This window comes from Streptomyces sp. UC4497 (assembly GCF_054871485.1).
This window is the reverse complement of record NZ_JBTYHB010000007.1, coordinates 38,964-61,948: the sequence shown is the minus strand read 5'-3', so window position 1 is coordinate 61,948 and position 22,985 is coordinate 38,964. Positions and strand designations below refer to the sequence as shown.

The following is a 22,985-nucleotide window of genomic DNA, read 5'->3' as shown; positions in this document are numbered from 1 at the left end:
CGACCGGGAATACTGGACAGCATGGACGAGAACGATGCGGCCAGGGAACCGGCGGCGGACCGCCCGGACCATCTGGACCGGCGCGCCGAGCTGAGCGAGTTCCTGCGCACCCGGCGGGCCCGGCTCAAGCCCGAGGACGTGGGGCTCGCCTCGATGGGGCGGCACCGGCGGGTGCCGGGCCTGCGGCGCGAGGAGCTGGCGCAGCTCGCCGGGGTCTCGGTCGCCTACTACACACGCCTGGAGCAGGGCAACGGGCGCAATGTGTCGGCGGAGGTGCTCGACGCGATCGCGCGCGCCCTGCGGCTCAGCGACACCGAGCACGCGCACCTCGTCCACCTGGCGAGCCCGACGCGGCAGCGCCGCAGGTCGCCGGCGCCGAAGCGGCAGCAGCAGGTGCGGCCCGCGCTGCGCCACCTGCTCGACTCGCTGGAGGGCGTGCCCGCCTACATCGGCGGGGCGCGCTCCGACATCCTGGCCTGGAACCGGATGGCGGCGGCGCTCTTCGGCGACTGGGGCCGCATGCCGCGCGCCGAGCGGAACTGGGCGCGGCTCACGTTCCTGAACCCGGACTACCGGGAGCTCTTCGTCGACTGGGACTCCAAGGCGACCGACATGGTCAGCTTTCTGCGGCTGTACGCGGGCCGCAACCCCGAGGACCCGGAGCTGTCGGCGCTCGTCGGCGAACTCTCCGTAAAGAGCGAGGAGTTCAGGCGCCTGTGGGCCACGCACGACGTGAAGGAGAAGGGCCACGGCGTGAAGCGCATGCGCCACCCCCTGGTGGGCGAACTGACGCTCGCCTACGAGACGTTGCACCTGCCGGACGACGACGGGCAGTTCTTGTCCGTGTACCACCCGGAGCCGGGCACGGCATCGGCGGAGGCAATGCGGTTGCTTGCGAGTTGGGGCGTGGACGACTCGCTACGGACGAAGCTGTAGCCGCCACGGGACTCCGCCCCGGACCCCGCTGACTCTCGTCACAAAGGCGGGGCTTTAGTTGGGCAGATACGGAGGCGCCGCTCCCCACGTCCAGTGGGGTACCGGCTGTTCCTCCGGGCGTTCGGCGCCCGGGCCCGAGAAGTGGGCCGCGAGGCGTGTGCCCCATTCGATGTAGGCGAGGAACGCGGAGCGGAATTCCGCGTCCGTCGGCAGGGCCGCCTCGTCGGCCGCGTCCTGCATGAGGTTGACCCAGCGGCGGCGCTGCGGCTCGGTGACGCCCTTGCCGATGTGCATCGCGACCATGTGGCTGTGGCCGCCGTGCTGTTCGGAGTAGGCCGAGGGGCCGCCGAAGACCTCGCCGAGCCACAGGGCGACATGGTCCGCGTGCTCCGCCGGGAGGTCGGCGAAGAGCGGGCCGAGGAGGTCGTCCTTCACCACCTTCTCGTAGAACACCGACGTCAGACGGCCGAACGCCTCGGCGCCGCCCGCCCATTCGTACAGCGTGGGGTCCGAAGAGCCCGTGCCGCGCACCGTGGTCGGCGTGTAGTGGCGCATCTCGTCGATGTACCCGACGTAGGGGCGGACCTCGGCGAGGAACACCGGGAAGAGCTCGGAGGTGCGGAAGCCCTTCAGGTGGTCCTCGGTCGACGTCCACACGATGCGGAGGATGAAGTGCTCGAAGTCCTCTTCGCAGCGGGTGAGTTCGTACGAGACGCAGTGCTCCGAGGCCGCCAGCTGTTGTGACGCGCGGGTGTACGCCGCCATGAACTCGGCGGAGCGGTCCTCGGGGATGCGGTAGCGGATGTACTCGATGGTGGGCCGGGATCGAGTCGTCATGCCCTCCAGCCAAGCACCACCGGAGGGCTCCGGCTACACGTCGGCGACGAGCGCAACCGGAGCCGCCGGCTCAGCCCTTGAGGGTGACGGGGCGGTCCTCCCTGAGCTCCGTGAACAACCGGTTCGCCTTCTGTTTGTCCCAGAGGACGGCGCTGCCCTTGGACGTGGCGAGGCCCAACGTGCCCACTGGCACGCCGAGTTGGCGACCTTGGCCCGAGGACACTCCCTGCATCGCCTTGAACAGCCGGGTCAACTCCGGGACCCCGGTCGACTTGTCCACGATGATTGTGTCCAGGCCCGCGCCCGCGGTGCCGTACATGGCCGACGGGTTCATCAGCACCCCGGGCGACGACGCCTTCTTGGCCAGCGCGGAGAGGAACTTCTGCTGGTTGCGGGAGCGGCCGAGGTCGCCCTCCTTCTCCTGGTGGCGCTGGCGCACGAAGCCGAGCGCCTCGCGCCCGGTCAGGTTGTGGCAGCCCTTGGCCAGGTCGAGCCCCGACTTGTCGTCGACGATGTGCCGGTCGACGCACATCGGCACGCCGCCGACCGCGTCGACGATGCCGACGAACCCGGCGAAGCCGATCTCCGTGTAGTGGTTGATCCGCAGCCCGGTGTTCGACTCGACCGCGCGGACCAGGAGTTCGGGGCCGCCGAGCGAGAACGCCGCGTTGAGCTTGTTCTTCGCCGGCTTGTGGTGGATGCCCGTCTTCGGGTCCACGTACGGCGGGATGGTGACCCAGGAGTCCCGCGGCAGGCTGGTGAGGGTGGTGCCGTGGGCGCCGGTGTGCAGCACCATCATCGAGTCGGTGCGGCGGCCCTCGGAGCCGAGCGACGAACCGGTGTGCAGGTTCTTGGTCTGCTTCTCGCTGAGGCCCTCGCGGCTGTCGGAGCCCACGATCAGGTAGTTCGTGCCCTTGCCCGGCGCCGCCCTGCTCGACAGCGACGCGAGGTCGACCTCCCCGTCGAGCCGCGTGCCCGCCCACACGTACGTCCCCACGCCCGCGAGCAGCACCAGCAGCACGAGCAGGCAAAGACCGCGCACCACGAGCCCGAACTTGGTGCGCCGCCGCTTGCGCTTGGGCTCGCGCTCGCTGCGCTTGTACCCGCCGTCGGCCCGCCCACCGGGCCTGTTGGCCGGCACCGGGTCGAACGGGTGGTGCTCGACCTCGTACGAGTGGGGCTCGGGGGCGTACTCGTACCCCTGCCCGTGCCCGTACTGCTCCACCTCGTACGGGTTCTGCTCCACGTCGTACGGACGCTGCTGCCCGTCGTACGGATGCTGCCCCGCCTCGTACTCGCCGTACGGGTAGGGCGTCGGGGTGTATGCGCTGGGGTTCAGGGTCGTCACCTCGCGACCGGCAGGTCCGGCTCTTCGGCCGGCCTGACGATGTGCTGGGCCGCCGCGGCGGCCGTTCCGGAACGGTGCATGCGCTGCCACTTCAACCGGCTGCCGCCCACGAAGGCCACCACGGACTGGATGACCACGAGGTACATCAACTGCCGGTACACGAACAGCTGGAAGGGCAGTGACCAGAGCGTGCGCCTGCGCTCTCCGTCGAGCTTCAGAGCGTACGCCGCGACGACCATCTGGAGGGCGAGAAAGCCCACCCAGGCCACCACGGACGTGGTCGTGTCACCGGCGAACACGGCGCTGTAGAACATGAAGACGTCGATCATCGGGGCGAGGAGCGGCAGCACGACCTGGAAGAGGAACAGGTAGGAGAGGCCGCGCCGCCCGAAGCGGCCCGCGGGCCCGACCTCCAGGACCGCGCCCCGGTGCTTCCACATCGCCTGCAAGGTGCCGTAGCACCAGCGGTAGCGCTGACGCCACAACTGCCGCAGGGAGGTGGGGACTTCGGTCCACGCGACGGCCGTCTCCTCGTACACGACCCGCCAGCCGGCCCGCCACAGCGCCATCGTGAGGTCGGTGTCCTCGGCGAGGGTGTCCTCGCTCAGGCCGCCGACGCCCATCAGCGCGTCGAGCCGGAAGGCGCCGATCGCGCCGGGCACGGTCGTCATGCACTCCAGGACCTCGAACATCCGGCGGTCCAGGTTGAACCCGAAGACGTACTCCAGGTGCTGCCAACGGCCAAGCAGGCGCTTGCGGTTGCCGACCTTGGTGTTGCCGCTGACCGCGCCGACGGCCGGGTGGGCCAGCGGCTGGATCAGACGCTGGATCGCGTCGGCCTCGAAGACGGTGTCCGAGTCGATCATCACGACGTACGGGCAACGGGTGTACTTCAGGCCGTGGTTGAGGGCCGCGGCCTTGCCCGAGTTGGGCTGGCACAGCACCTGCACGCGTGAGTCGCGGGCCGCGTACTCGGACGCGATCTGCACCGTGCGGTCGCTCGACCCGTCGTCGATGACGATGATCTGCATCGGCTGGTGGGTCGACGCGAGCAGCGAGCGCAGCGTCGCGCCGATGCCCGCCTCCTCGTTGTACGCGGGTACGAGCACGGTCACCGGATCGCGGATCTCGCGCAGCCAGGGCGAGCCCGGGCGGAACCGCTCAAGGCGTCTGACGTGCGCGCGGGCGAACAGTACGAGCACGAACAGGCGCAGCACGCCGAGGCCCGCGGCCGCGAGGAGCACCCACGAGATGGCCGAGACGAAGCTGCGGCCGAGGGTCTGGAACCAGATCAGGCCCTGCCCGAGCCAGCGCACGGGCGCGGCCACGTCCGCCGTCGCCCGCTGGTCGGTCTGCGCGCCCTCCGTGATGGTGGCGAAGTTCTTGGCCTGCGGATTCGCCAGCAGCTTCTGCGTCTCGCGGTAGCCGAGCGAGGTCTGGCTGAGCTGGCGCACCAGACCGTCCCGGACCCGCTGCCCGGAGTGGTCGGCCGCGACCAGCGTGTAGCCGTCGGCGGACGCCGCCTGCGCGGCGGGCCACTCGCCGCCGCACATCGTGGCGACGGTGGTCGTCATCGGCATCCGCAGGAGTGTGGTGTGGAAGCCGCCGCTGCCCGCGAACGCGCTCTGGGTAAGACCCAGCTCGAGCTTGCTGCGCACCTTGGACGAGCTGCCCAGGTCGGCGCCCGTGTAGGTGTTGGAGCCGATGTCGTGCCCGTCGGCCCTGATCCGCTCGACCAGCTTCGGGTACTGAGCGGCCTTGGAGCCGTTGAGGAAGAACGTGGCGTGCGCGTGATGCTTCTTGAGCAGCGCGAGCAGCTTCGGCGTCGCCTTCGGGAAGGGGCCGCCGTCATAGGTGAGCGCGACGGTGCCGGGCCGCATCGAGGCGCTGTGCACCCGGCCGCCGTCGAGGGACAGCACCGGGCCCGCGCCGGAGGCCGACTCGGGCACGGGCCGCGTGCAGGCAGGCTTCGTCCTGGCGCCGTCCACCTCGTTCTGGGTCCAGCCCTGGAAGAGGAGGGCGCCGAGCAGCACCGGCAGGGTGAGGGCGAGCAGCAGCCAGTGCGCCCGCGGGTCCCTTGCTTGTTTGTGCCGTGCCCCCATCAGGCGACGGCGCCGGCGTCGCCGCCCGACCGGTCCCGGTCCCGGTCCCGACGAAGCGCCCACATTCGGTGCCCGTTCTCCACGTTCCACTCACACATGGGAGGCGAGTGTATTGATGTGACCATCCGGGAATTGGGGCATTGGGAAACATCTGGGACTGGTGTGGCACGTGACAAACGGCACACCTTCCGATTCGAGCACAACCCTTTGCTCAAAACGTGTTCACTTCGACGACACCTGTGAGGTGTCCGGGCCGGTGTCCGGGTCAGGTCCGCGTCAGGCCGCCGAGGCGTTCTCCGTGACCGTGATCCGCCCTCTGCTGATCGTCGCGAGGCGGGGCGCCTTCCGCGCGATCGCCGAGTCGTGGGTGACCATCACGAACGTCAGGCCGTGCTCCTTCCAGCGCTCCTCCAGTACGTCCATGATCTCGTCGCGCATCGACTCGTCGAGGTTGCCCGTGGGCTCGTCGGCGAGCAGCACCTTCGGGTTCTTCACCAGCGCCCGCGCGATGGCGACGCGCTGCTGCTGACCGCCGGACAGCTCCGCGGGCAGATGCCGCAGCCGCTCGCCGAGCCCCACGGACCGCAGCGCGTCCGCGGCCCGCTCCCGCCGCTCGGCGCTCTTCAGGCCGAGCGGCACGAGGGCCGTCTCGACGTTCTCCAGCGCGCTGAGCGTCGGGACGAGGTTGAAGGACTGGAAGACGAAGCCGATGGACTCGGCACGGACCTTGGTGAGCCGGGCCTCCGGCAGCGTCGCCAGGTCGACCCCGTCGAGCACGACACTGCCCGCCGTGGGCCGGTCGAGCCCGCCGAGCATCTGGAGCAGGGTCGACTTGCCGCCGCCCGTGGGGCCCTGGATGACGAGCCGGTCGCCTTCGCCGATGGCCAGATCGACGCCCGCCAGCGCGTCGACGGTGTCCTTGCCGCGCCGGTACTGCTTGGTCACGCCGGTGAGCTGATACATGGTGCAACTCCTGTGTTACGTAAGGTGATTGGCGTTACCGGTGGTGTTACTCGACGCGGCGCAGCGCGTCCGCGGGGCGCAGCCGCGAGGCCCGCCAGCCGCCGAAGGCGCCGGCGATGAGGCCGCCCGCGACGGCGAGGCCGACCGCGAGGGCGATGGTGGTGGCGGAGACGGGCGCGCTGAGCGCGATGTCGAGGGTCTTCGCCCCTCCCCCTGCCGCCTGGCGCATCATTCCGCCGCCACCGCCGCCGAAGCCCGCGCCACCGGGGCCGCCGCCCATGCCGCCACCGCCGCCAGCGCCGGAGCCGCCGAGCTGCGCGGACAGGGTGGGGCTGATCGCGGTCACGGCGTACGCGCCCGCGAGCCCGACGGCGATGCCGAGGACGCCGCCGATCAGCCCGTTGACGACCGCCTCACCGACGACCTGCCGCGTCACCCGGCCCGAGGTCCAGCCGAGCGCCTTGAGCGTGCCGAACTCCCGGACCCGCCGGGACACGGCCGAGGACGTGAGCAGCCCCGCCACCAGGAAGGCGGCGACGAGCACCGCGATCGACAGCCACTTGCCGACGTTCGACGCGAGGTTCGAGGCGGTCGACAGGGAGCCCGAGACGGTGTCCGCGAGATCGGCGGACGTGGTGACGGTCGTGCCGTCGATGTTCTTCTGGATGGCCGTCTTCACGGCGTCGATCTGCTGCGAGTCGGTGGCCTTGACGTAGACCGTCGTCACCTTGGACTTGGCGTCCGCGAGCGTCTGGGCCTGCTTCAGCGGCACGTAGACATTGGCGGCGGCATCCCCGCTGTCGGCGGTCGCGACGCCGACGACCTGGTACTTCGCGCCCTTGACCGTGACCTTGTCGCCGACGGCGAGCTTCTTCTCCTTCGCGTACGAGGAGTCGACGACGGCGACCTTCGCGTTCGACTCGGAGATCTTGAAGCCCCGCCCCTTGGTGATCTTCGAGGAGGTCAGCGGGCCGAGCTTCTGCTGGGTGACGTCGGTGCCGTAGACGGAGAAGGAGTTGACGTCGAAGTTGGCGCCGCCGCCCTGCACGCGGCCCTGCGGCTGGCCGCCCTCACCGCCGCCGGGGCCGCCCTGCGCACCGCCGCCGCTGCTCTGGTCCTGCTTGAACTGGCCGCGCGTGAACTGCCCGCTGACCTTCATCACCTGAAGGCTGAGCCCCCCGACCGTGTCGGCGACGCCCTTCTGGTCGGCGACCTTCGAGACCGTGGAGTCGGCGAGGGTCTGGAAGCCCTGCACCATCACCCGGTCACTGGACTGCTCCTTGTCACCGGAGTCGCTGTCCTTGGCGTCGAAGTTGAACTTCGGGCGGCCCGTGTCGTCGCCCGCCTTCGGCGCGCTCGCCGCCTTGGTGACGGTCATGTCCGTGCCCAGGCCGTAGAGCGACTGGAGGACCTTCCCCTGCGCCTGGGTCATCCCGGAGGACACCGAGCCGACCACGATGACGAGCGCGATCCCGAGCGCGAGCCCGGAGGCGACGACGAGCGCCGCTTTTCTGCGGCGGCGCAGCTCACGCCGAAGATAGGTGAAGAACATCGAAGCCTCGCCGATGACGGCCCACGAATAGGGGGCGTTTGATAAGGAATCAGCGGAAGCCGGAGCGTTCGATGACGCTCCGGCTCCCGCTGCGGCGAAACGGTATGGCGGTGTTGTAAGGGTTGCGTGAGGCCGTCATGAGAACGGCATGAGACCCCCGCCGGGGTATGTCCCGTCCGTTACTCGGCGGAACCGGCCTTCCACTGCGCCCAGTCCATGTTCCAGCCGTTGAGCCCGTTGTCCGGCTGGATCGTCTTGTCGCCGGTGTTCTTCACGACGACGACGTCGCCGAGCATCGAGTTGTTGTAGAACCAGGCGCCCGGCGTGCTGTTGTCATTGGCGCCCTTGGCGTCCTGCAGACCGACGCAGCCGTGGCTGGTGTTCGCGCCACCGAAGATCGACTTGGCGCCCCAGTAGTTGCCGTGGATGAACGTGCCGGAGCTCGACAGACGCATCGCGTGCGGCACGTCCTTGATGTCGTACTCGCCCTTGCCGTCGCCGTCCTTGAAGCCGACCGTCGCACCGTCCATCCGGGTCTCCTTGAACTTCTCGGAGATCACCATCTGGCCCTCGTACGTCTTGTTCTCGGGGGAGCCCGCGGAGATCGGGATGGTCTTGACGGTCTTCCCGTCCCGCGTGACCGTCATCATCTTGGTCTTCGCGTCGACCGTGGACACCTGGTTGCGGCCGACCTTGAACGAGACCGTCTTCTGCTGCACGCCGGTCACGCCGTCCGCACCCTCGACCCCGTCCAGGTTCAGCTTCAGGGTGACCGTGGAGCCGCCCTTCCAGTAGTCCTCGGGGCGGAAGTCGAGCCGGGTGTCGTTGAACCAGTGGCCGACGACCTCCTGACCGCTGCTGGACGTCACCGTGATGCCGTCCTGCACATCGGCCTTGTTGCTGATCGCCTTGTCGAAGTTGATCGACACGGGCATGCCGACGCCGACGGTCGAGCCGTCCTCCGGCGTGAAGTTACCGATGAAGCTGTTGGCCGGGGAAACCGTCGTGAACTGCGAGTTCTCGTGGGCCGCGCGGCCGTCGGAGTCCTTCGCCTCGGCGGCGATCTTGTACGTCGTCGCGCGCTCGAGCTGGTTCGTGGGCTTCCAGCTCTTCTTGTCCGCGGCGATCTGACCGTCGACCTTCGTGCCGTCGGCCGTGGTCATGCTGACGTCGGTGAGCTTGCCCTTGCTCACGGTGACCTTCGCGGCACTGTTGATGCTCGCGTTGTCGGAGCCGTCCTTCGGCGCGATCTTGATGTCGGCCTCGGAGGTCTTCTTCGCCGCGGCCTCGTCGGCCTGCGCCTGCGATTCCTTCTTGCTGCCGGAGCCGCCGTCGTCGCCGCCACCACAGGCCGTCAGCACGAGCACACCGCCGAGCAGAGCGGACGCGGCCATCAGACCCTTGCGCCGCTTACCGTCCGTTATCACACGCTTCTCCATAGTCGCCGAACTTCCCGACTTCGCCGAATTCCCCTGCTGTCGACCGCCCCGAGCCCGGCCGACAGCGGGCCCAAGAGGACACAACAGTCCCCTCGTACCCAGTGAACGCCGTGACCGGTTCGTCCCGTTCCCGAAGAACCGCCGGTGTGGGCAAGGCCACGTCGGGCCCCTCACCAGGGACGACAAAACCCCGGGCAGCGGTTGCCGCCCAGGGTTCCCGTTTCAAGGACCGCTACACGCCGTCTTCCGCGTCCCCCTCCTCATCATCATCCTCGCCGAGGTCCCAATCCGGCGAGTCGGGGTCGTAGTCGACCTGCTCGCTGGACCAGGAGGCCTGCACCAGCTCGGCCCCCGGCACATCGGCGACCAGATCGAACGGATCCACGAGGTACGCGACCGCCTCCGCCTCGTCCTCCTCGACGGCGCTCACCGCCTGCGCGCGCTCCTCGGGCCCGGTCTCCTCGTCCTCCGCGACGCGCTGCAGCGCGGCCCCGGTCAGCGCCTCCGCGTCGGCGACCTCCAGGACCAATTCCACCTTGAGGCGAACAAAACGTGACGTGTCATCAGTGCTCATGGCCGGAGCGTACGACCCATTCGCCTCGTGACTTTCCTGTGACCCGCGCCTGTCACTAACATGAGCCCACACGGCCAATTCGCCAGCGCCACAAGGGGGATCGCTTCCGTGTCTGCCGCACGTCGATCACTGTTCACCGCCACCGCCGCCGCGGCGCTCCTCGGCGCGCTGTGGTTCGTTCCCACAGCGACGGCGAACCCGGAGCACATCACCACCCATGCCGACCAGCAGCGGACCGCCACGGCGGTCACCGAGCAGTCGGACCGTCAACTCCGCCTGGCCGACACGGGGCAGGTGGACACGACGCCGTACGTCATCGGCGGTTCGGCCTTCCTCGGCCTGGGCGTCGGCTTCGTGACGTACTCGGTGCGCAGGGGCAGGGCGTACGAGGCGTAGGAGAGCCAGGGGGCAACTGGCCCGGGGTGCGCGTCAGTTCGGGTGTCGGCGGTCGGTGCCGGGTTCCAGGCCTCTGATGCGGCGGCGCTCGCCCTCGCCCGCGGCCGGTGGCGGGGAGTCCGCGAGGCGGACGACCGGGTCGTCGAGGCCGCCGTCACGGCCGGCCACCACGGGCTTCGCCGCGCGCAGCGCCTTCGCCTTGTACTGGGCCGCGTCCGCGAGGCGGAACAGGCGGCGCGCGTTGTGCACTTCGCCGATCGGGTCCCCGGTCGACGCGATGCCGCACGCGACGCCGTCACCGTGGTCCAACTCGGCGGCCCGGGAGCAGATCTCGTCGCCCACCCGGACCACCTCGTCGGCCGAGGGCCCCACGGCCACCAGCGAGAACTCGTCGCCGCCGAGCCGCGCCGCGAGCGCTCCCGGCAGCATCGCCCCGCACAGCGAGAGCACCGAGCCGAACCGTTCGAGGAGCCGGTCGCCCGCCGCGTGCCCGTAGGTGTCGTTGACCCGCTTCAAGCCGTTGAGGTCGCAGACGACGAGGCTGACCACGGAGCCGTCGGCCCGGTGCCGCTCCACGGCCTCGTCGAGGCGTATGTCGACCGCGCGCCGGTTGGCGAGGCCGGTCAGCGCGTCGGTGAAGGCGAGCCGGCGCGCCTCCTCCAGGCGTTCGGTCTGCGCGATGCCGGCCGCGACGACCGCCGCGAGGACCGTGGCGAAGTCCGCGTCGAAGCGGTCGAACACCTCGGCCCCGGTCGGCCGCGCCACATACAGCTCGCCCCACGCCCGCCCGTGCAGCACGATCGGCGCGACGACGCAGCAGCCGCGGCCCCGTCGGCGCAGCGCGGCGACCCGCTGGTGGCAGTAGCCGGCCCGGTCCACGGGACCCTCGGCCGTCTCGACCCAGGCGTCCGGCTCGCCGCCCTTGGCCCAGCGTTCGTGCAGGAACTCGGTGATCTCGGGGAACTGGTGCACCGGGTAGCCCTCGCCGTCGGGGAACTCCTCCTCTCCCTCGGCCAGCTCCCCCACATTGACGAGCACCCGCAGCCGGCCGCGCTCGCGCTCCCACATGGAGAGCGCGGCGAAGCTCCCGGACAGCGCGCGGCAGGCGCCGAGCGCGGCCGCGCGCCAGGAGTCGCGCGGGCTGCGCGCAGCGGCCATGCCCTGCGCGAGCGTCACCACGGCGCGTAGCCGAACGTCCTCACCCATCACTCCAGAGTAAGGAGTTTTCCGACATTTCGGTGAATTCGGTGCGCCAATCCGGGGCTTCCGACCAGAGAAAAGTTACCGAACGTGACGATCCGGCTCGGCGCCGCGACCGGCCCCCGTCACTCGCCGGGCCACTGCGGGCTGCGCTTCTCGTTGAACGCCGCCACTCCCTCGGCCCGGTCCCCGGAGAACGCCACGGACCGCCACGCCGCGTCCTCCACTTCGAGACCCGCCCGCATGTCGAGGCCGTGCCCGAGGCGCAGCGCCTTCTTCGACGCGCGCAGGCCGACCGGCGAGTTGAGGGCGATCCGCGCGCCAAGCGCGAGCGCCTCCTCGCGGTCCGCGCCCGCCTCCACGACCTGATCCACGAGCCCGAGCTCCGCCGCCTCCGGCGCCTTCACCCGGCGCGCCGTGAAGATCAGCTCGGCGGCCCGCGCGGCCCCGACGCGGCGCGGAAGCAGCTGCGTACCGCCACCGCCGGGGATCACGCCGACGGACACCTCGGGCAGGCCCACGACGGCCGTCCCGTCGGCCACGATCAGATCGCAGGCGAGCGCCAGCTCGAAGCCGCCGCCGAGCGCGAAGCCGTGCACGGCCGCGATCGTCGGCATCGGCAGCTCCAGGACGCCCGTGTACGCGGCGCGGGTCACGGGCCGCTGACGCAGCAGATCCGCGTCGGAGAACGAGTTCCGCTCCTTGAGGTCGGCGCCGACGCAGAAGGCGCGCTCGGCGCTGGAGGTGAGGACGACGACCCGGACGTCCCGGTCGCCGGCCAGCGCCTCGCAGGCGCCGGTGATCGAGCGGGCCATGTCGCTCGACACGGCGTTCATGGCCTTCGGCCGGTCGAGCACCAGCTCGGCGACCGTCCCGCCCTCATGGCGGCGCACCGCCACGAACTCCCCGAACCGCCGCTCGTCACTCATGACACGCCCTTTCGGTTAACGCCAGTTAACCGCCAAGGTTGTCAGGTGCGCCTGGTCAGCGTCCAGGGCTCCACGACGCCGAGGCCGCGCACGGGCCGCTGCCACATGGGCTGCAACGCGAACCGGTAGGTGGGCGGCTCCTCGCCGTCCTCCTTCGCCTTCTGCGCCTCGGCGGCGGCCTCCGCCTCGGAGGTGGGCGCCTCCTCGATCCTGATCAGTTCCTGGGCGAAGGCGCCGTCCACCAGCACGTTGTCCCGTGGCGCTATCGACGTGAGGCGGCTCGCGAGGTTCACGGTCGAGCCGAAGACATCGCCCATCCGCGTGGTGACCGTGCCGAACGCGATGCCGACGCGCAGCTCCGGCATCGTCTCGTCGTTGCTCATCGTCTCGATCAGGCGCAGCGCGATCTCCGCCGCGATGCCCGCGTCGTCGGCCGCGTACAGGACCTCGTCGCCGAGGGTCTTGACGAGCCGGCCGCCGTGCGCCGCGACGAGGTCAGCGGCGGTGGTCTCGAAGGCCTCGACGAGCTCGCCGAGCTCCTCTTCCTCCATACGTCGCGTCAGCCGCGTGAACCCGACGAGGTCGGCGAAGCCGACGGCGAGCCGCCGGTCGACCATCTCCTCGTCGTCACCGGCCTGTACGACGCGGCCGGTGGCCGCGGCGAGCTGGCGCCGCCACACGTAGACGAGGAACTCCTCCAGCTCCGGCAGGAGCAGCTCCATCAGCGGATACGTGACCTCGGTGCGGGTCATGCCGGGTTCCGGAGGCTCGGTGAGGCCCTCCAGGAACGAGTCGATCTGCCATTCGGCGAGCCGCGCCGTGGTCTGTCCCGTGGACCGGGCGACCTGCACGGCCATGGCCTCACTGAGCAGTCCGGCCTCGACGAGACCGGCGAGCCGCCGCAGCGCGAGGACATCGGCCTCCGTCAGCGCCTTGGCCTGCCCGATGTCGGCGAACCCCATGGCCCGCCAGAACCGGGAGGCCAGCTCCATGGAGACGCCCGCGCTGCGCGCCGCCTGGAACGGGGTGTATCTGCGCTCCGCCCCGAGGATGAGCCCTTCGAGCCGCAGAGCGAGGGGGTCCTCGGCCTCTGCCTCTTCCGGTTCCGCACCTTCCGGCTTCTCGGGGTCGGTGGGAGAGCCCGTGCCGGAGCCCGAGTCGTCGACGGTCACGCCTGCTGCCCTTCCGATCTGCCGCGGTCAGGTATCGACCGCGCTCAACTCTACGGCAGCCCCTGTGCCCCACGTCACTCCGTTCGCTTCCGGGTGGCGTTCCCCGGGGAGCCGTGCTTTACCCCGGCGCGAGTGTGGGTCATCCGTGGCTGGGCGCGCAGTTCCCCGCGCCCCTTACGCGTGCGGCTTCGCCGCCGCTCCATGGGGCGCCCCGGGGATGTCGCACGAAGTGCGCATCTCAGGGGCGCGGGGAACTGCGCGCCCAGCCACGGGTGGCCGTCACCCGGCGACGAGCGCACCCCGCCCGCCGATGACGCACCTACGCAGGCCGCAGATGCACGATGTCGCCCGCTCCGACCGCCTCCCGGGAGCCATCCGCCGAGCGAATGACAAGCCGCCCGTCCCCGTCCACGGCGACCGCCTCGCCGACCAGCTCACGGTCACCGGGAAGAATCGCCCGCACCTCACGCCCAAGCGTCGCGCAGCCCGCCGCATACGACTCCTGCAACCGGGAGAGACCCGGGTCCCCCTCCGCCGCACACCACTCCACGTACCACCGCTCCAGCGACCGCAGGACGGCCCGCAGCACCGGCTCCCGGTCGGAGACCTTCGCCCCGGCCAGCGCCAGCGACCCCGCCGTCGGGACGGGCAACTCGTCGGCCCGCAGCGACACGTTCAGGCCGACGCCGATCACGACGCCGTCCGAACCCGCCCGCTCCAGCAAAATGCCACCCGCCTTGCGCTCCTCGCCGTCGACCGTGAGAAGCACGTCGTTCGGCCACTTCAGGGCGGTGTCGACGCCGGCCACCGAGGAGAGCGCCGTGGCCACCGCGACCCCGGTGAGCAGCGGCAGCCAGCCCCAGCGCGCCACCGGCACCTCGTGCTCCCCCGGCTTGAGCAGCACGGAGAAGAAGAGGCCCGAGCGCGGCGGCGCCGACCAGCTCCGGTCGAGCCGCCCGCGCGCCGCGCTCTGCTCCTCGGCGACGAGCACGGTGCCCTCGGCGACGGGTCCCTCCGAGGCCCGCCGCACCAGATCCGTGTTGGTCGACCCCGTGCGGGGCACCACCTCCACGGACGACCACAGTCCCCCTTCCCGTACCAGGGACCGGCGGAGGCCGGCCTCGGCCAGGGGCGGCCTGTCCAGGTCGGACCAGGGGTTGGCGGGTACGTCTGAACCATCTCGCGGCGTCATGCAACCCAGCCTAGGTGTGGCAAAGACCGCACTGCTGAACGGTATTCAGGCCACTACGCTACGGATCAGTAGCCCCACTCCCCTTTTTTGAACCGTCCCGCGAACCAAACGCGAACCTTCCCCGAACCGTCCCCGTGAGCAGCGTCGAAGCAGGCAGGGAGCCGCATCCCGATGTCCGAGTTGGAACAGCCGACAGCGCAGACCGACATCCACACGACCGCAGGCAAGATCGAGGATCTGCGGCGCCGGATCGATGAGGCGACCCACGCGGGTTCCGCCCGCGCGGTCGAAAAGCAGCACGCCAAGGGCAAGTTGACCGCGCGTGAGCGCATCGAGCTGCTGCTCGACGAGGACTCCTTCGTGGAGCTGGACGAGTTCGCCCGCCACCGCTCGACGGACTTCGGCCTGGACGCCAACAAGCCGTACGGCGACGGTGTCGTGACCGGTTACGGCACGGTCGACGGCCGTCCCGTCGCTGTGTTCTCGCAGGACTTCACGGTCTTCGGCGGAGCCCTTGGCGAGGTCTTCGGGCAGAAGATCATGAAGGTGATGGACTTCGCGCTGAAGACCGGCTGCCCGGTCATCGGCATCAACGACTCCGGCGGCGCCCGCATCCAGGAGGGCGTCATGGCCCTCGGGATGTACGGCGAGATCTTCCGCCGCAACACGCACGCCTCCGGTGTCATCCCGCAGATCTCGCTCGTGGTCGGCCCGTGCGCGGGCGGCGCGGTCTACTCGCCCGCGATCACCGACTTCACGGTCATGGTCGACCAGACCAGCCACATGTTCATCACCGGCCCCGACGTCATCAAGACGGTCACCGGTGAGGACGTCGGCTTCGAGGAGCTCGGCGGCGCCCGCGCCCACAACAGCCGTTCCGGTGTCGCGCACCACATGGCGGGCGACGAGAAGGACGCGATCGAGTACGTCAAGTCGCTGCTGTCCTACCTGCCGTCGAACAACCTGAGCGAGCCGCCCTCCTTCCCCGAGGAGGCCGACCTCGAGCTCACCGACGAGGACCGCGAGCTCGACACCCTCATCCCGGACAGCGCGAACCAGCCGTACGACATGCGCACGGTGATCGAACACGTCCTGGACGACGCCGACTTCTTCGAGACCCAGTCGCTGTTCGCGCCGAACATCATCACCGGCTTCGGCCGTGTCGAGGGCAGCCCGGTCGGCATCGTCGCCAACCAGCCGATGCAGTTCGCCGGCTGCCTCGACATCCACGCGAGCGAGAAGGCCGCGCGGTTCGTCCGCACGTGTGACGCCTTCAATGTGCCGGTGCTGACCTTCGTCGACGTGCCGGGCTTCCTGCCGGGTGTCGAGCAGGAGCACGAAGGCATCATCCGGCGCGGCGCCAAGCTGATCTACGCGTACGCCGAGGCCACCGTCCCGCTCATCACGATCATCACGCGCAAGGCCTTCGGCGGCGCCTACGACGTCATGGGCTCCAAGCACCTGGGCGCCGACCTCAACCTGGCCTGGCCCACCGCGCAGATCGCCGTCATGGGCGCGCAGGGCGCGGTCAACATCCTGCACCGCAAGACGATCGCCGCGGCCGAGGCCGCCGGGAACGTCGAGGAGACCCGCGCCCGCCTCATCCAGGACTACGAGGACACCCTCCTCAACCCGTACACGGCGGCCGAGCGCGGCTACATCGACGCGGTGGTCATGCCCTCCGACACCCGCTCGCACGTCGTACGCGGACTGCGTCAGCTGCGTACGAAGCGGGAATCACTGCCCCCGAAGAAGCACGGCAACATCCCCCTCTAGGAGCCGGATCATGATGATCAAGGTCGTACGGGGCAATCCGACCCCCGAGGAGCTGGCCGCCGCACTGGCGGTGGTCCAGGCGCGCGCCGCGGCGGTCCCGGACGCCCCGGCCGCGACGGCGGACCGGGACGCGTGGTCCGACCCGTCCCGCATCGCCCGGCACCGGCTGCCGGCCCCGGGGGCGTCGAGCTGGTCCCGGACGTACTGGCCCGCGTAGTCCACGTTCACCCACGAGCCCACGTGAATTAGTCCTTTCGTAGCGGGGCGCCTGAGTACGCGTACTCAGGCGCCCCGCTCGCGCGAGCAGCACCATGCTGTATGTGCTGTGGTCCGACCCCGATGACGAGCCCCCAGAGGAGCTCCGCGAAACGCAGGCGATGCTGCGGCGCGCGGGCCTTCTGCTGGCGCTGGCCATGGTCGTCATGTTCCTGATGCTGGGGACCGGGTAGGGCGGGCAGCCGGGGATTGCACCGCGCCACCCTGGATAACCTGAGTCGCATGACTGCTCCACGCCGACTGATCCTGGCCTCCCAGTCCCCCGCCCGCCTCGGCCTGCTGCGGCAGGCCGGGTTCGCCCCCGAGGTGATCGTCAGCGGGGTCGACGAGGACGCCGTGACGGCCCCGACGCCCGCCGAACTCGCCCTCGCCCTCGCTGAGGCCAAGGCCTCCGTGGTCGCGGCGCGGCCCGAGGCGGGCGGCGCCGTCGTCATCGGCTGCGACTCCGTGCTCGACCTCGACGGCGAGGCGCTCGGCAAGCCGGCCGACGCCGAGGAGGCCACGGCCCGCTGGAAGTCGATGCGCGGCCGCGTGGGCACGCTCCAGACCGGCCACTGCGTCTACGACACGGCGAGCGGCCGGTACAGCTCCGGCACCGCCTCCACCGTCGTCCGGTTCGGCGAGCCGAGCGACGAGGAGATCGCCGCGTACGTGGCGACGGGCGAACCCCTTTACGTAGCGGGCGCGTTCACCCTGGACGGCCGCTCGGCCCCGTTCATCGACGGCATCGAGGGCGACCACGGCAACGTGATCGGGCTCTCGCTGCCCCTGGTCCGCCGCCTCCTCGCCGAACTGGGCATCGGCATCACGGAGTTGTGGGCGCCGGCGGAGTAGTCGGGCCGTTCTGCGCGGGGGCGTCCCCCTCCGCGCGCCGCTCCCCCTGTTCGTGCCGGTCGTACGCCACCAGCGTCAGCACGAGCAGGGCGAGCACGATCATCATGAACACGAAGCTGGACCAGCCCACCAGGCCGATCGAGAACGCGCCGAGCAGTCCGTGCACGACGGCCGCGCTGATCAGCAGGATCCGCCCGACCGTGCCCGGCGCCCGGTCGACGATCGCGGTGCGTACGAGCACGATCCCGCACACCACCAGGTAGAGCCCGAACAGGCCGCCCGCGATCCACGCGCCCACCGACATCGCCTGCGGGTCGAGACCGGCCAGGGACATGTCCTGGTTGTCGACCACCAGGCCGAGGAACCAGTTCAGAAGGACAATCCCGAGCGCCTCCGCGAACAACACGATCGCCGCCACCCACGCCACCGGCCTGCGTGCCACCGGTCCCACCCACTTCCGCTGACTGTTACCGCTAGTACGGCCAAGACATCCCGAACGCTACTAACGGGTAAACCTCCGTACAAGGGTTCTGCAGAGGGCAAAGAATCATTGGGCCATTCGTAGGGACTCCACAAAGAATGCCCACGGGCCGCAGCACGGTCTCACAGAGACCTTGGCCACAGAGGCGGGCTAGGGTTGCGGTGAAGGATCGCGCGTATCCAGGCGCGACAAGGGATTTCACGGACCGCGTGACCCCGGGTGACACTCCGTGTGGGCAAGCTCACGCCCGGGGACGGCTCGTGGGTCCGTGTCGGCAGTCCCTAAACTCAGCTTGTTTCAGTGAGTCAAGCTTCACGGTGACCCGCCGACCGCCCCGGCTCGGGCGACCACGGCCGGGGGTCCGGGGGATGCCCCCGGGAAGACACAGCAAGGAGGGAGCCATCGTGCGCAAGGTGCTCATCGCCAACCGTGGCGAAATCGCTGTCCGCGTGGCCCGGGCGTGCCGGGACACGGGGATCGCGAGCGTTGCCGTCTACGCCGAGCCGGACCGGGACGCTCTGCACGTCCGTGCGGCCGACGAGGCCTTCGCCCTTGGCGGGGACACCCCGGCCACCAGCTACCTGGACATCGCCAAGGTGCTCCAGGCGGCGAAGGACTCCGGCGCGGACGCCATCCACCCCGGCTACGGATTCCTGTCGGAGAACGCCGAGTTCGCCCAGGCCGTCCTGGACGCCGGGCTGATCTGGATCGGCCCGCCCCCGCACGCCATCCGCGACCTCGGCGACAAGGTCGCCGCCCGCCACATCGCGCAGCGCGCGGGCGCCCCGCTCGTCGCGGGCACCCCGGACCCGGTCTCGGGCTCCGACGAGGTCGTCGCGTTCGCCCAGGAGCACGGCCTGCCGATCGCGATCAAGGCCGCCTTCGGTGGCGGCGGTCGCGGCCTGAAGGTCGCCCGCACCCTCGAAGAGGTGCCCGAGCTGTACGACTCCGCGGTGCGCGAGGCCGTCGCCGCCTTCGGCCGCGGCGAGTGCTTCGTGGAGCGCTACCTGGACAAGCCGCGCCACGTCGAGACGCAGTGCCTGGCCGACAGCCACGGCAACGTGGTCGTCGTCTCCACCCGTGACTGCTCGCTGCAGCGCCGCCACCAAAAGCTCGTCGAGGAGGCCCCGGCGCCGTTTTTGAGCGAGGCGCAGCTGGAGCAGCTGTACAGCTCGTCGAAGGCGATCCTCAAGGAGGCCGGCTACGTCGGCGCGGGCACCGTCGAGTTCCTCGTCGGCGCGGACGGCACGATCTCCTTCCTGGAGGTCAACACCCGCCTCCAGGTCGAGCACCCGGTCACCGAAGAGGTCGCCGGCATCGACCTCGTACGGGAGATGTTCCGCATCGCGGATGGCGAGGAGCTCGGCTACGGCGACCCCGAACTGCGCGGCCACTCCTTCGAGTTCCGCATCAACGGCGAGGACCCGGGCCGCGGCTTCCTGCCCGCGCCCGGCACCGTCACCAAGTTCGAGGGCCCGGCAGGACCGGGTGTCCGTCTGGACGCGGGCGTCGAGTCCGGCAGCGTGATCGGCCCGGCCTGGGACTCCCTGCTCGCCAAGCTGATCGTCACCGGCCGCACCCGCAAGGAGGCCCTGCAGCGGGCCGCCCGCGCGCTGGCGGAGTTCGAGGTCGAGGGCATGGCGACCGCCATCCCCTTCCACCGCAAGGTCGTCACCGACCCGGCGTTCGCTCCCGAACTGACCGGCAGCGAGGACCCGTTCACGGTCTTCACGCGCTGGATCGAGACCGAGTTCGTCAACGACATCCCGCCGTTCGCCGCCCCGGCGCCCGGTGAGGAGGAGGACGAGGCGGGCCGCGAGAACATCGTCGTCGAGGTCGGCGGCAAGCGCCTCGAGGTCTCCCTCCCCGCCGGGATGGGCATGTCCCTGGCCCGCACCGGCCTCAATGCCGGCGCCAAGCCCAAGCGGCGCGCCGCCAAGAAGTCCGGATCCGCCGTCTCCGGCGACACCCTCGCCTCCCCGATGCAGGGCACGATCGTCAAGATCGCGGTCGAGGAGGGCCAGGAGGTCAAGGAGGGCGACCTGATCGTCGTCCTGGAGGCCATGAAGATGGAACAGCCCCTGAACGCCCACAAGTCGGGCACCATCAAGGGCCTGTCCGCCGAGATCGGCGCCTCCCTCACCTCGGGCGCCCCGATCTGCGAGATCAAGGACTGACGCACCGACACGTGCACACGAAGCGCCCGTTGGACCGGTGACCGGTTCAACGGGCGCTTCTGCGTTCGGTGTTCGGCCTTCGGTCAGACGCCGCGCACCCACCCGGTGCCGTGGTGCGCGATGTCCATGGCCACCACCGCGAAGGCGACGGCCAGCAGCGCGAACCCGGCGTACGCGAGCGCCGCGACGCCCGTGATCCAGCCCAGCACGTTCAGCGGCATCGAGACCATCAGCACCCACGCCGCCCACGCGGGCACCGCGTGGCTGCGCAGCAGACCGATGCCGAGGACGATGACGCCGATGACGATGCCGGCGATGAACCAGATCCCGGCGACCGCCGACGTGGCCAGGCTGTCGCCGCCGTCGAGGACCTTCACGATCGTGATCTGGTCGACCCCCTTGTCGAGGCCGGCGAGGGTCACGAAGTCGTACGAGGGCGCCAGGTTGGCGGCCGTGGCGCCGCCGCCGAACAGCAGCAGCCCGGCGAGCCCCAGCTTCGGCGAGCGCGCCATGACGTACACGGAGACCAGGATGGCCGCGGCGGCCATCGCGATCCCCAGGGCCAGCCACGCCCAGACGGCGGCCTTCTCCTGCCCTTCGTTCGCGGCGATGTCGGCGACGATGTTCCTCGTCTTGTCCTCCGTCATGTCGTACGGGGACAGGAGCGAGGCGACGATGAAGAGCAGCGGCCCGAGGACGAGGACCGCGGCCGTGACGGCCCGCAGCGGCCGGATCCGATCGGCGGCGGCCCCGGGTGCGGCGGCGGGTATGTGTGCTGGTGACGGTGTGGCGGTCATGGCGTTCCCCCTGATGCCCGTGGATGCCACTGGATTCCCCCAGTGAAGCGGGCGGCCCCCGGCCGGACCAGCCGTCAATTCTGAGGGGCGCCCGCCGGCCTCACTCCCCCAGGAGTCCGGCTTCGCGTCCCTTGCGCAGCAGCGCCGCCGTGTGTCCGGCGTCCAACTTGCGGTGCAGGGCCGCCACATATCCCCGTACGGTCGTCAGCGAGATCCCCATCGCACGCGCCGCCTCGGCCGGGGTGCGGCCTGCGTCGATGTGCTCCAGGGTGCGGTGTTCGCGCTCGGTCAGGCCGAGCGCGCGGGCGGCGGCGCGGCCCGGTGCGAGGTCCCGCAGCAGCAGGAGCCGCGGCACGTCGGGCACGGCGCACGTCACCGCCCGTACGTCGATGTCGTGCGCCCGGAAGGCACGGCAGGCGCCGGGCGGCGCCCCGAGGCCGATCCGCGGATCGCCGTCCAGGCGCGGCAGCAGCTCCGCCGCGACGGCGTCGAGCGGCCGCACCGCCCCGTTCCCGGTCACGGCGGCGACGCCCTGGCCCGGCCGCCCGGTGGAGGCGAGCGCGGCGGCGAGGAGCGCGTACATCCGCTGCCGCTCGGCCAACAGGCGTTCGGCGGCCGCGAGGTGGGGCTGGGCGTAGTCGAGCAGGTCCCGCTGCTCCTCGGTGAAGTCGGTGCCGCCGCGCAGCAGCGCGTAGCCCGCGACGCCCGCCTCGTCCCGGGCGCTGGCGACGAGGTGGCGGTGCATCCCGAAGGGGCGGAAGTCGAGATTGAAGCAGTGGGTGCGCCGCCAGTCGCGGTCGGCGGCGACGTCACTGACCCGCCAGGCGCCGCTCGTCCCGGAGACGAGCATGGGCCCGGTCAGCGGGTGGTCCATGGGGTGATCGTAGATGACGGCGGGGTCGGCGTGGAAGGACTCCGCGGGCAGCGCGAGTGCCCGCACGGCGCCGTCGTGGTCGGCGAAGTGGTACCACTGGGCGGCGTCGGCCGGGATGAGCCGGGCGAGTCCGCGGACCGCGTGGGAGCGCAACTCGTCCACGTCCACGGCCTCTTCGAGTTCCCGGACGAGCTGCCGTACGTCTCGCCGGCCCGCGTCACTGATGCTCATGCCGCGCTCCGGGGCGCCCTGCACATGCGCCCTCTGCGTCGACGCTACTGCGGTAGCGATCCCTCCGCACCGCCCCGGTCCCTGCATCGGGCATCCTTGAAGTCCTGCGCACCAGGCCCGCGCACGTCCAGGGAGGCCCGATGACGACAGCCGAGCACGACCGCTCCCGCCCCATGCGCGCGGACGCGCGCCGCAATTACGAGCGGCTGCTCGCGCAGGCCCGGATCGCGTTCGCCGAGCACGGCACGGGGGCGTCCCTGGAGGAGGTGGCCCGTGCGGCCGGGGTCGGCATCGGCACGCTGTACCGGCACTTCCCGAACCGGCATGCGCTGATGAGCGCCGTCTTCGAGGAGGCGGTGAGCGATCTGCTCGACCGCTCCCGGGCGCTCCTCGACGCTCCGCAGCCCTGTACGGCGCTCGTGACGTGGCTGCGCGAGATCATCACGCATGCCGGCGAGTACCGGGGGCTGTCCCGTGCCCTCATGTCGGCCTCGCAGGACGCGAGTTCGGCACTGGCCCGGTGCAGTGATCCGATGCGGGAGGCGGGGCAGGCGTTGCTCTCGCGGGCGCAGCGGGCAGGGGCGGTGCGGCAGGACGTCTCCATGGCGGACCTCCTGCAGCTCACGAACGCGATCGCCCTCGCGGCGGAGGAGACCCCGTCGGACCCGGGCTTGGCGGATCGCCTGCTGCGGTTGACTCTCCGCGGGATCACCAGTTGACCGGCACCGGCGTTACGGCCTCGGGGGCTCTGCCCCCGGACCCCCGCTGCTCAATCGCCGCAGGGGCTTGAGTGGCACAGCCGCTCCGACGGGCCACCGCCGGTTGGGCTTTTAAGCCCCTGCGGCGATTGAGCAGCGGGGTCTGGGGCAGCGCCCCAGGAGCCCAACGCCGGACGGGGC

22 protein-coding genes are annotated in these 22,985 nt (G+C 70.8%); 8 read left to right on the top strand and 14 right to left on the bottom strand.

Going from position 1 to position 22,985, the window contains the following annotated elements; translation table 11 throughout:
- Positions 1-21 precede the first annotated feature (21 nt).
- Entirely contained in the window at positions 22-936 is a 915-nt protein-coding gene (locus tag ACYSUO_RS12155) for a helix-turn-helix domain-containing protein (RefSeq protein ID WP_461776082.1), read from the top strand.
- Positions 937-990: 54 nt separating this feature from the next.
- Here the strand turns inward: ACYSUO_RS12155 and ACYSUO_RS12150 are convergent, their stop codons facing one another.
- The 7 genes from ACYSUO_RS12150 to ACYSUO_RS12120 form a co-directional block, all read right to left on the bottom strand.
- Complete coding sequence (locus ACYSUO_RS12150; protein WP_461776081.1) at positions 991-1,773, bottom strand: globin domain-containing protein; 783 nt, start codon at positions 1,771-1,773, stop codon at positions 991-993.
- A 70-nt stretch (positions 1,774-1,843) separates the two neighbouring features.
- Positions 1,844-3,121 (bottom strand): LCP family protein, encoded by a 1,278-nt coding sequence (locus tag ACYSUO_RS12145; protein ID WP_461776080.1) that lies wholly within the window; start codon positions 3,119-3,121, stop codon positions 1,844-1,846.
- The gene (locus tag ACYSUO_RS12140; protein ID WP_461776079.1) at positions 3,118-5,223 is read right to left on the bottom strand and encodes a bifunctional polysaccharide deacetylase/glycosyltransferase family 2 protein; all 2,106 of its coding nucleotides are present in this window, start codon (positions 5,221-5,223) and stop codon (positions 3,118-3,120) included. Before ACYSUO_RS12140 ends, ACYSUO_RS12145 begins: the two co-directional genes overlap by 4 nt.
- Before the next feature lie 276 nt (positions 5,224-5,499).
- On the bottom strand, positions 5,500-6,186 hold the full coding sequence (locus tag ACYSUO_RS12135; protein ID WP_461776078.1) for an ABC transporter ATP-binding protein: 687 nt from the start codon (positions 6,184-6,186) through the stop codon (positions 5,500-5,502).
- Positions 6,187-6,232: 46 nt separating this feature from the next.
- Entirely contained in the window at positions 6,233-7,738 is a 1,506-nt protein-coding gene (locus ACYSUO_RS12130) for an ABC transporter permease (RefSeq protein WP_461776077.1), read from the bottom strand.
- A 179-nt stretch (positions 7,739-7,917) separates the two neighbouring features.
- Entirely contained in the window at positions 7,918-9,177 is a 1,260-nt protein-coding gene (locus ACYSUO_RS12125; protein ID WP_461776076.1) for a L,D-transpeptidase, read from the bottom strand.
- A 232-nt stretch (positions 9,178-9,409) separates the two neighbouring features.
- Entirely contained in the window at positions 9,410-9,751 is a 342-nt protein-coding gene (locus ACYSUO_RS12120; RefSeq protein WP_403856020.1) for a hypothetical protein, read from the bottom strand.
- A 60-nt stretch (positions 9,752-9,811) separates the two neighbouring features.
- On the opposite strand from ACYSUO_RS12120, the gene ACYSUO_RS12115 reads away from it, so the two are divergent.
- The gene (locus ACYSUO_RS12115; protein ID WP_461776075.1) at positions 9,812-10,147 is read left to right on the top strand and encodes a hypothetical protein; all 336 of its coding nucleotides are present in this window, start codon (positions 9,812-9,814) and stop codon (positions 10,145-10,147) included.
- A gap of 33 nt (positions 10,148-10,180) precedes the next feature.
- Here ACYSUO_RS12115 and ACYSUO_RS12110 read toward each other — a convergent pair whose 3' ends face one another.
- The 4 genes from ACYSUO_RS12110 to ACYSUO_RS12095 form a co-directional block, all read right to left on the bottom strand.
- Positions 10,181-11,353 carry a GGDEF domain-containing protein gene (locus ACYSUO_RS12110; RefSeq protein ID WP_461776074.1) on the bottom strand — a complete coding sequence of 391 codons (1,173 nt, stop codon included), beginning with the start codon at positions 11,351-11,353 and terminating at the stop codon, positions 10,181-10,183.
- A 119-nt stretch (positions 11,354-11,472) separates the two neighbouring features.
- On the bottom strand, positions 11,473-12,276 hold the full coding sequence (locus ACYSUO_RS12105; RefSeq protein WP_461776073.1) for an enoyl-CoA hydratase/isomerase family protein: 804 nt from the start codon (positions 12,274-12,276) through the stop codon (positions 11,473-11,475).
- Positions 12,277-12,317: 41 nt separating this feature from the next.
- A complete protein-coding gene (locus ACYSUO_RS12100; RefSeq protein ID WP_461776072.1) occupies positions 12,318-13,448 on the bottom strand; it encodes an adenylate/guanylate cyclase domain-containing protein in 1,131 nt (376 codons plus the stop codon).
- A 319-nt stretch (positions 13,449-13,767) separates the two neighbouring features.
- Positions 13,768-14,640: a biotin--[acetyl-CoA-carboxylase] ligase gene (locus ACYSUO_RS12095; protein ID WP_461776071.1), complete on the bottom strand. Its 873-nt coding sequence runs from the start codon at positions 14,638-14,640 to the stop codon at positions 13,768-13,770.
- A 171-nt stretch (positions 14,641-14,811) separates the two neighbouring features.
- Here ACYSUO_RS12095 and ACYSUO_RS12090 point away from each other — a divergent pair, with 171 nt between their 5' ends.
- The 4 genes from ACYSUO_RS12090 to ACYSUO_RS12075 all read left to right on the top strand — a co-directional run bounded on the left by ACYSUO_RS12090 (position 14,812) and on the right by ACYSUO_RS12075 (position 17,526).
- The gene (locus ACYSUO_RS12090) at positions 14,812-16,416 is read left to right on the top strand and encodes an acyl-CoA carboxylase subunit beta (protein ID WP_461776070.1); all 1,605 of its coding nucleotides are present in this window, start codon (positions 14,812-14,814) and stop codon (positions 16,414-16,416) included.
- Between the two features lie 10 nt (positions 16,417-16,426).
- Positions 16,427-16,633: an acyl-CoA carboxylase subunit epsilon gene (locus ACYSUO_RS12085; protein ID WP_461776069.1), complete on the top strand. Its 207-nt coding sequence runs from the start codon at positions 16,427-16,429 to the stop codon at positions 16,631-16,633.
- Positions 16,634-16,736: 103 nt separating this feature from the next.
- Positions 16,737-16,865, top strand: a complete 129-nt coding sequence (mmpB, locus tag ACYSUO_RS12080; protein ID WP_426901591.1) for a morphogenic membrane protein MmpB — start codon at positions 16,737-16,739, stop codon at positions 16,863-16,865.
- A gap of 49 nt (positions 16,866-16,914) precedes the next feature.
- Positions 16,915-17,526 (top strand): Maf family protein, encoded by a 612-nt coding sequence (locus tag ACYSUO_RS12075; RefSeq protein WP_461776068.1) that lies wholly within the window; start codon positions 16,915-16,917, stop codon positions 17,524-17,526.
- Here ACYSUO_RS12075 and ACYSUO_RS12070 read toward each other — a convergent pair.
- Entirely contained in the window at positions 17,498-17,977 is a 480-nt protein-coding gene (locus ACYSUO_RS12070; RefSeq protein ID WP_461776067.1) for a hypothetical protein, read from the bottom strand. The two genes, ACYSUO_RS12075 and ACYSUO_RS12070, sit on opposite strands and share 29 nt — an antisense overlap.
- Before the next feature lie 434 nt (positions 17,978-18,411).
- Between ACYSUO_RS12070 and ACYSUO_RS12065 the strand changes: the two genes are divergently transcribed.
- Positions 18,412-20,184 carry an acetyl/propionyl/methylcrotonyl-CoA carboxylase subunit alpha gene (locus tag ACYSUO_RS12065; protein ID WP_461776066.1) on the top strand — a complete coding sequence of 591 codons (1,773 nt, stop codon included), beginning with the start codon at positions 18,412-18,414 and terminating at the stop codon, positions 20,182-20,184.
- Positions 20,185-20,267: 83 nt separating this feature from the next.
- On the opposite strand, the gene ACYSUO_RS12060 is transcribed toward ACYSUO_RS12065, so the two are convergent.
- Together ACYSUO_RS12060 and ACYSUO_RS12055 are read right to left on the bottom strand one after the other, a co-directional pair.
- Complete coding sequence (locus ACYSUO_RS12060; protein WP_461776065.1) at positions 20,268-20,981, bottom strand: hypothetical protein; 714 nt, start codon at positions 20,979-20,981, stop codon at positions 20,268-20,270.
- A gap of 100 nt (positions 20,982-21,081) precedes the next feature.
- Entirely contained in the window at positions 21,082-22,086 is a 1,005-nt protein-coding gene (locus ACYSUO_RS12055; protein ID WP_461776064.1) for a response regulator transcription factor, read from the bottom strand.
- Positions 22,087-22,226: 140 nt separating this feature from the next.
- Here ACYSUO_RS12055 and ACYSUO_RS12050 point away from each other — a divergent pair, with 140 nt between their 5' ends.
- Complete coding sequence (locus ACYSUO_RS12050) at positions 22,227-22,805, top strand: TetR/AcrR family transcriptional regulator (RefSeq protein WP_461776063.1); 579 nt, start codon at positions 22,227-22,229, stop codon at positions 22,803-22,805.
- Positions 22,806-22,985 lie beyond the last annotated feature (180 nt).

Bases quoted from the DNA above. Each gene is read 5' to 3' on its own strand.
- ACYSUO_RS12085 (WP_461776069.1), top strand. From the start codon at position 16,427: ATGATGATCAAGGTCGTACGGGGCAATCCGACCCCCGAGGAGCTGGCC.
- ACYSUO_RS12090 (WP_461776070.1), top strand. From the start codon at position 14,812: ATGTCCGAGTTGGAACAGCCGACAGCGCAGACCGACATCCACACGACC.
- ACYSUO_RS12050 (WP_461776063.1), top strand. From the start codon at position 22,227: ATGACGACAGCCGAGCACGACCGCTCCCGCCCCATGCGCGCGGACGCG.
- ACYSUO_RS12135 (WP_461776078.1), bottom strand. From the start codon at position 6,186: ATGTATCAGCTCACCGGCGTGACCAAGCAGTACCGGCGCGGCAAGGAC.
- ACYSUO_RS12075 (WP_461776068.1), top strand. From the start codon at position 16,915: ATGACTGCTCCACGCCGACTGATCCTGGCCTCCCAGTCCCCCGCCCGC.
- ACYSUO_RS12055 (WP_461776064.1), bottom strand. From the start codon at position 22,086: ATGAGCATCAGTGACGCGGGCCGGCGAGACGTACGGCAGCTCGTCCGG.
- ACYSUO_RS12140 (WP_461776079.1), bottom strand. From the start codon at position 5,223: ATGGGGGCACGGCACAAACAAGCAAGGGACCCGCGGGCGCACTGGCTG.
- ACYSUO_RS12125 (WP_461776076.1), bottom strand. From the start codon at position 9,177: ATGGAGAAGCGTGTGATAACGGACGGTAAGCGGCGCAAGGGTCTGATG.
- ACYSUO_RS12130 (WP_461776077.1), bottom strand. From the start codon at position 7,738: ATGTTCTTCACCTATCTTCGGCGTGAGCTGCGCCGCCGCAGAAAAGCG.
- ACYSUO_RS12095 (WP_461776071.1), bottom strand. From the start codon at position 14,640: ATGACGCCGCGAGATGGTTCAGACGTACCCGCCAACCCCTGGTCCGAC.
- ACYSUO_RS12110 (WP_461776074.1), bottom strand. From the start codon at position 11,353: ATGGGTGAGGACGTTCGGCTACGCGCCGTGGTGACGCTCGCGCAGGGC.
- ACYSUO_RS12115 (WP_461776075.1), top strand. From the start codon at position 9,812: ATGAGCCCACACGGCCAATTCGCCAGCGCCACAAGGGGGATCGCTTCC.
- ACYSUO_RS12105 (WP_461776073.1), bottom strand. From the start codon at position 12,276: ATGAGTGACGAGCGGCGGTTCGGGGAGTTCGTGGCGGTGCGCCGCCAT.
- ACYSUO_RS12120 (WP_403856020.1), bottom strand. From the start codon at position 9,751: ATGAGCACTGATGACACGTCACGTTTTGTTCGCCTCAAGGTGGAATTG.
- ACYSUO_RS12150 (WP_461776081.1), bottom strand. From the start codon at position 1,773: ATGACGACTCGATCCCGGCCCACCATCGAGTACATCCGCTACCGCATC.
- ACYSUO_RS12155 (WP_461776082.1), top strand. From the start codon at position 22: ATGGACGAGAACGATGCGGCCAGGGAACCGGCGGCGGACCGCCCGGAC.
- ACYSUO_RS12060 (WP_461776065.1), bottom strand. From the start codon at position 20,981: ATGACCGCCACACCGTCACCAGCACACATACCCGCCGCCGCACCCGGG.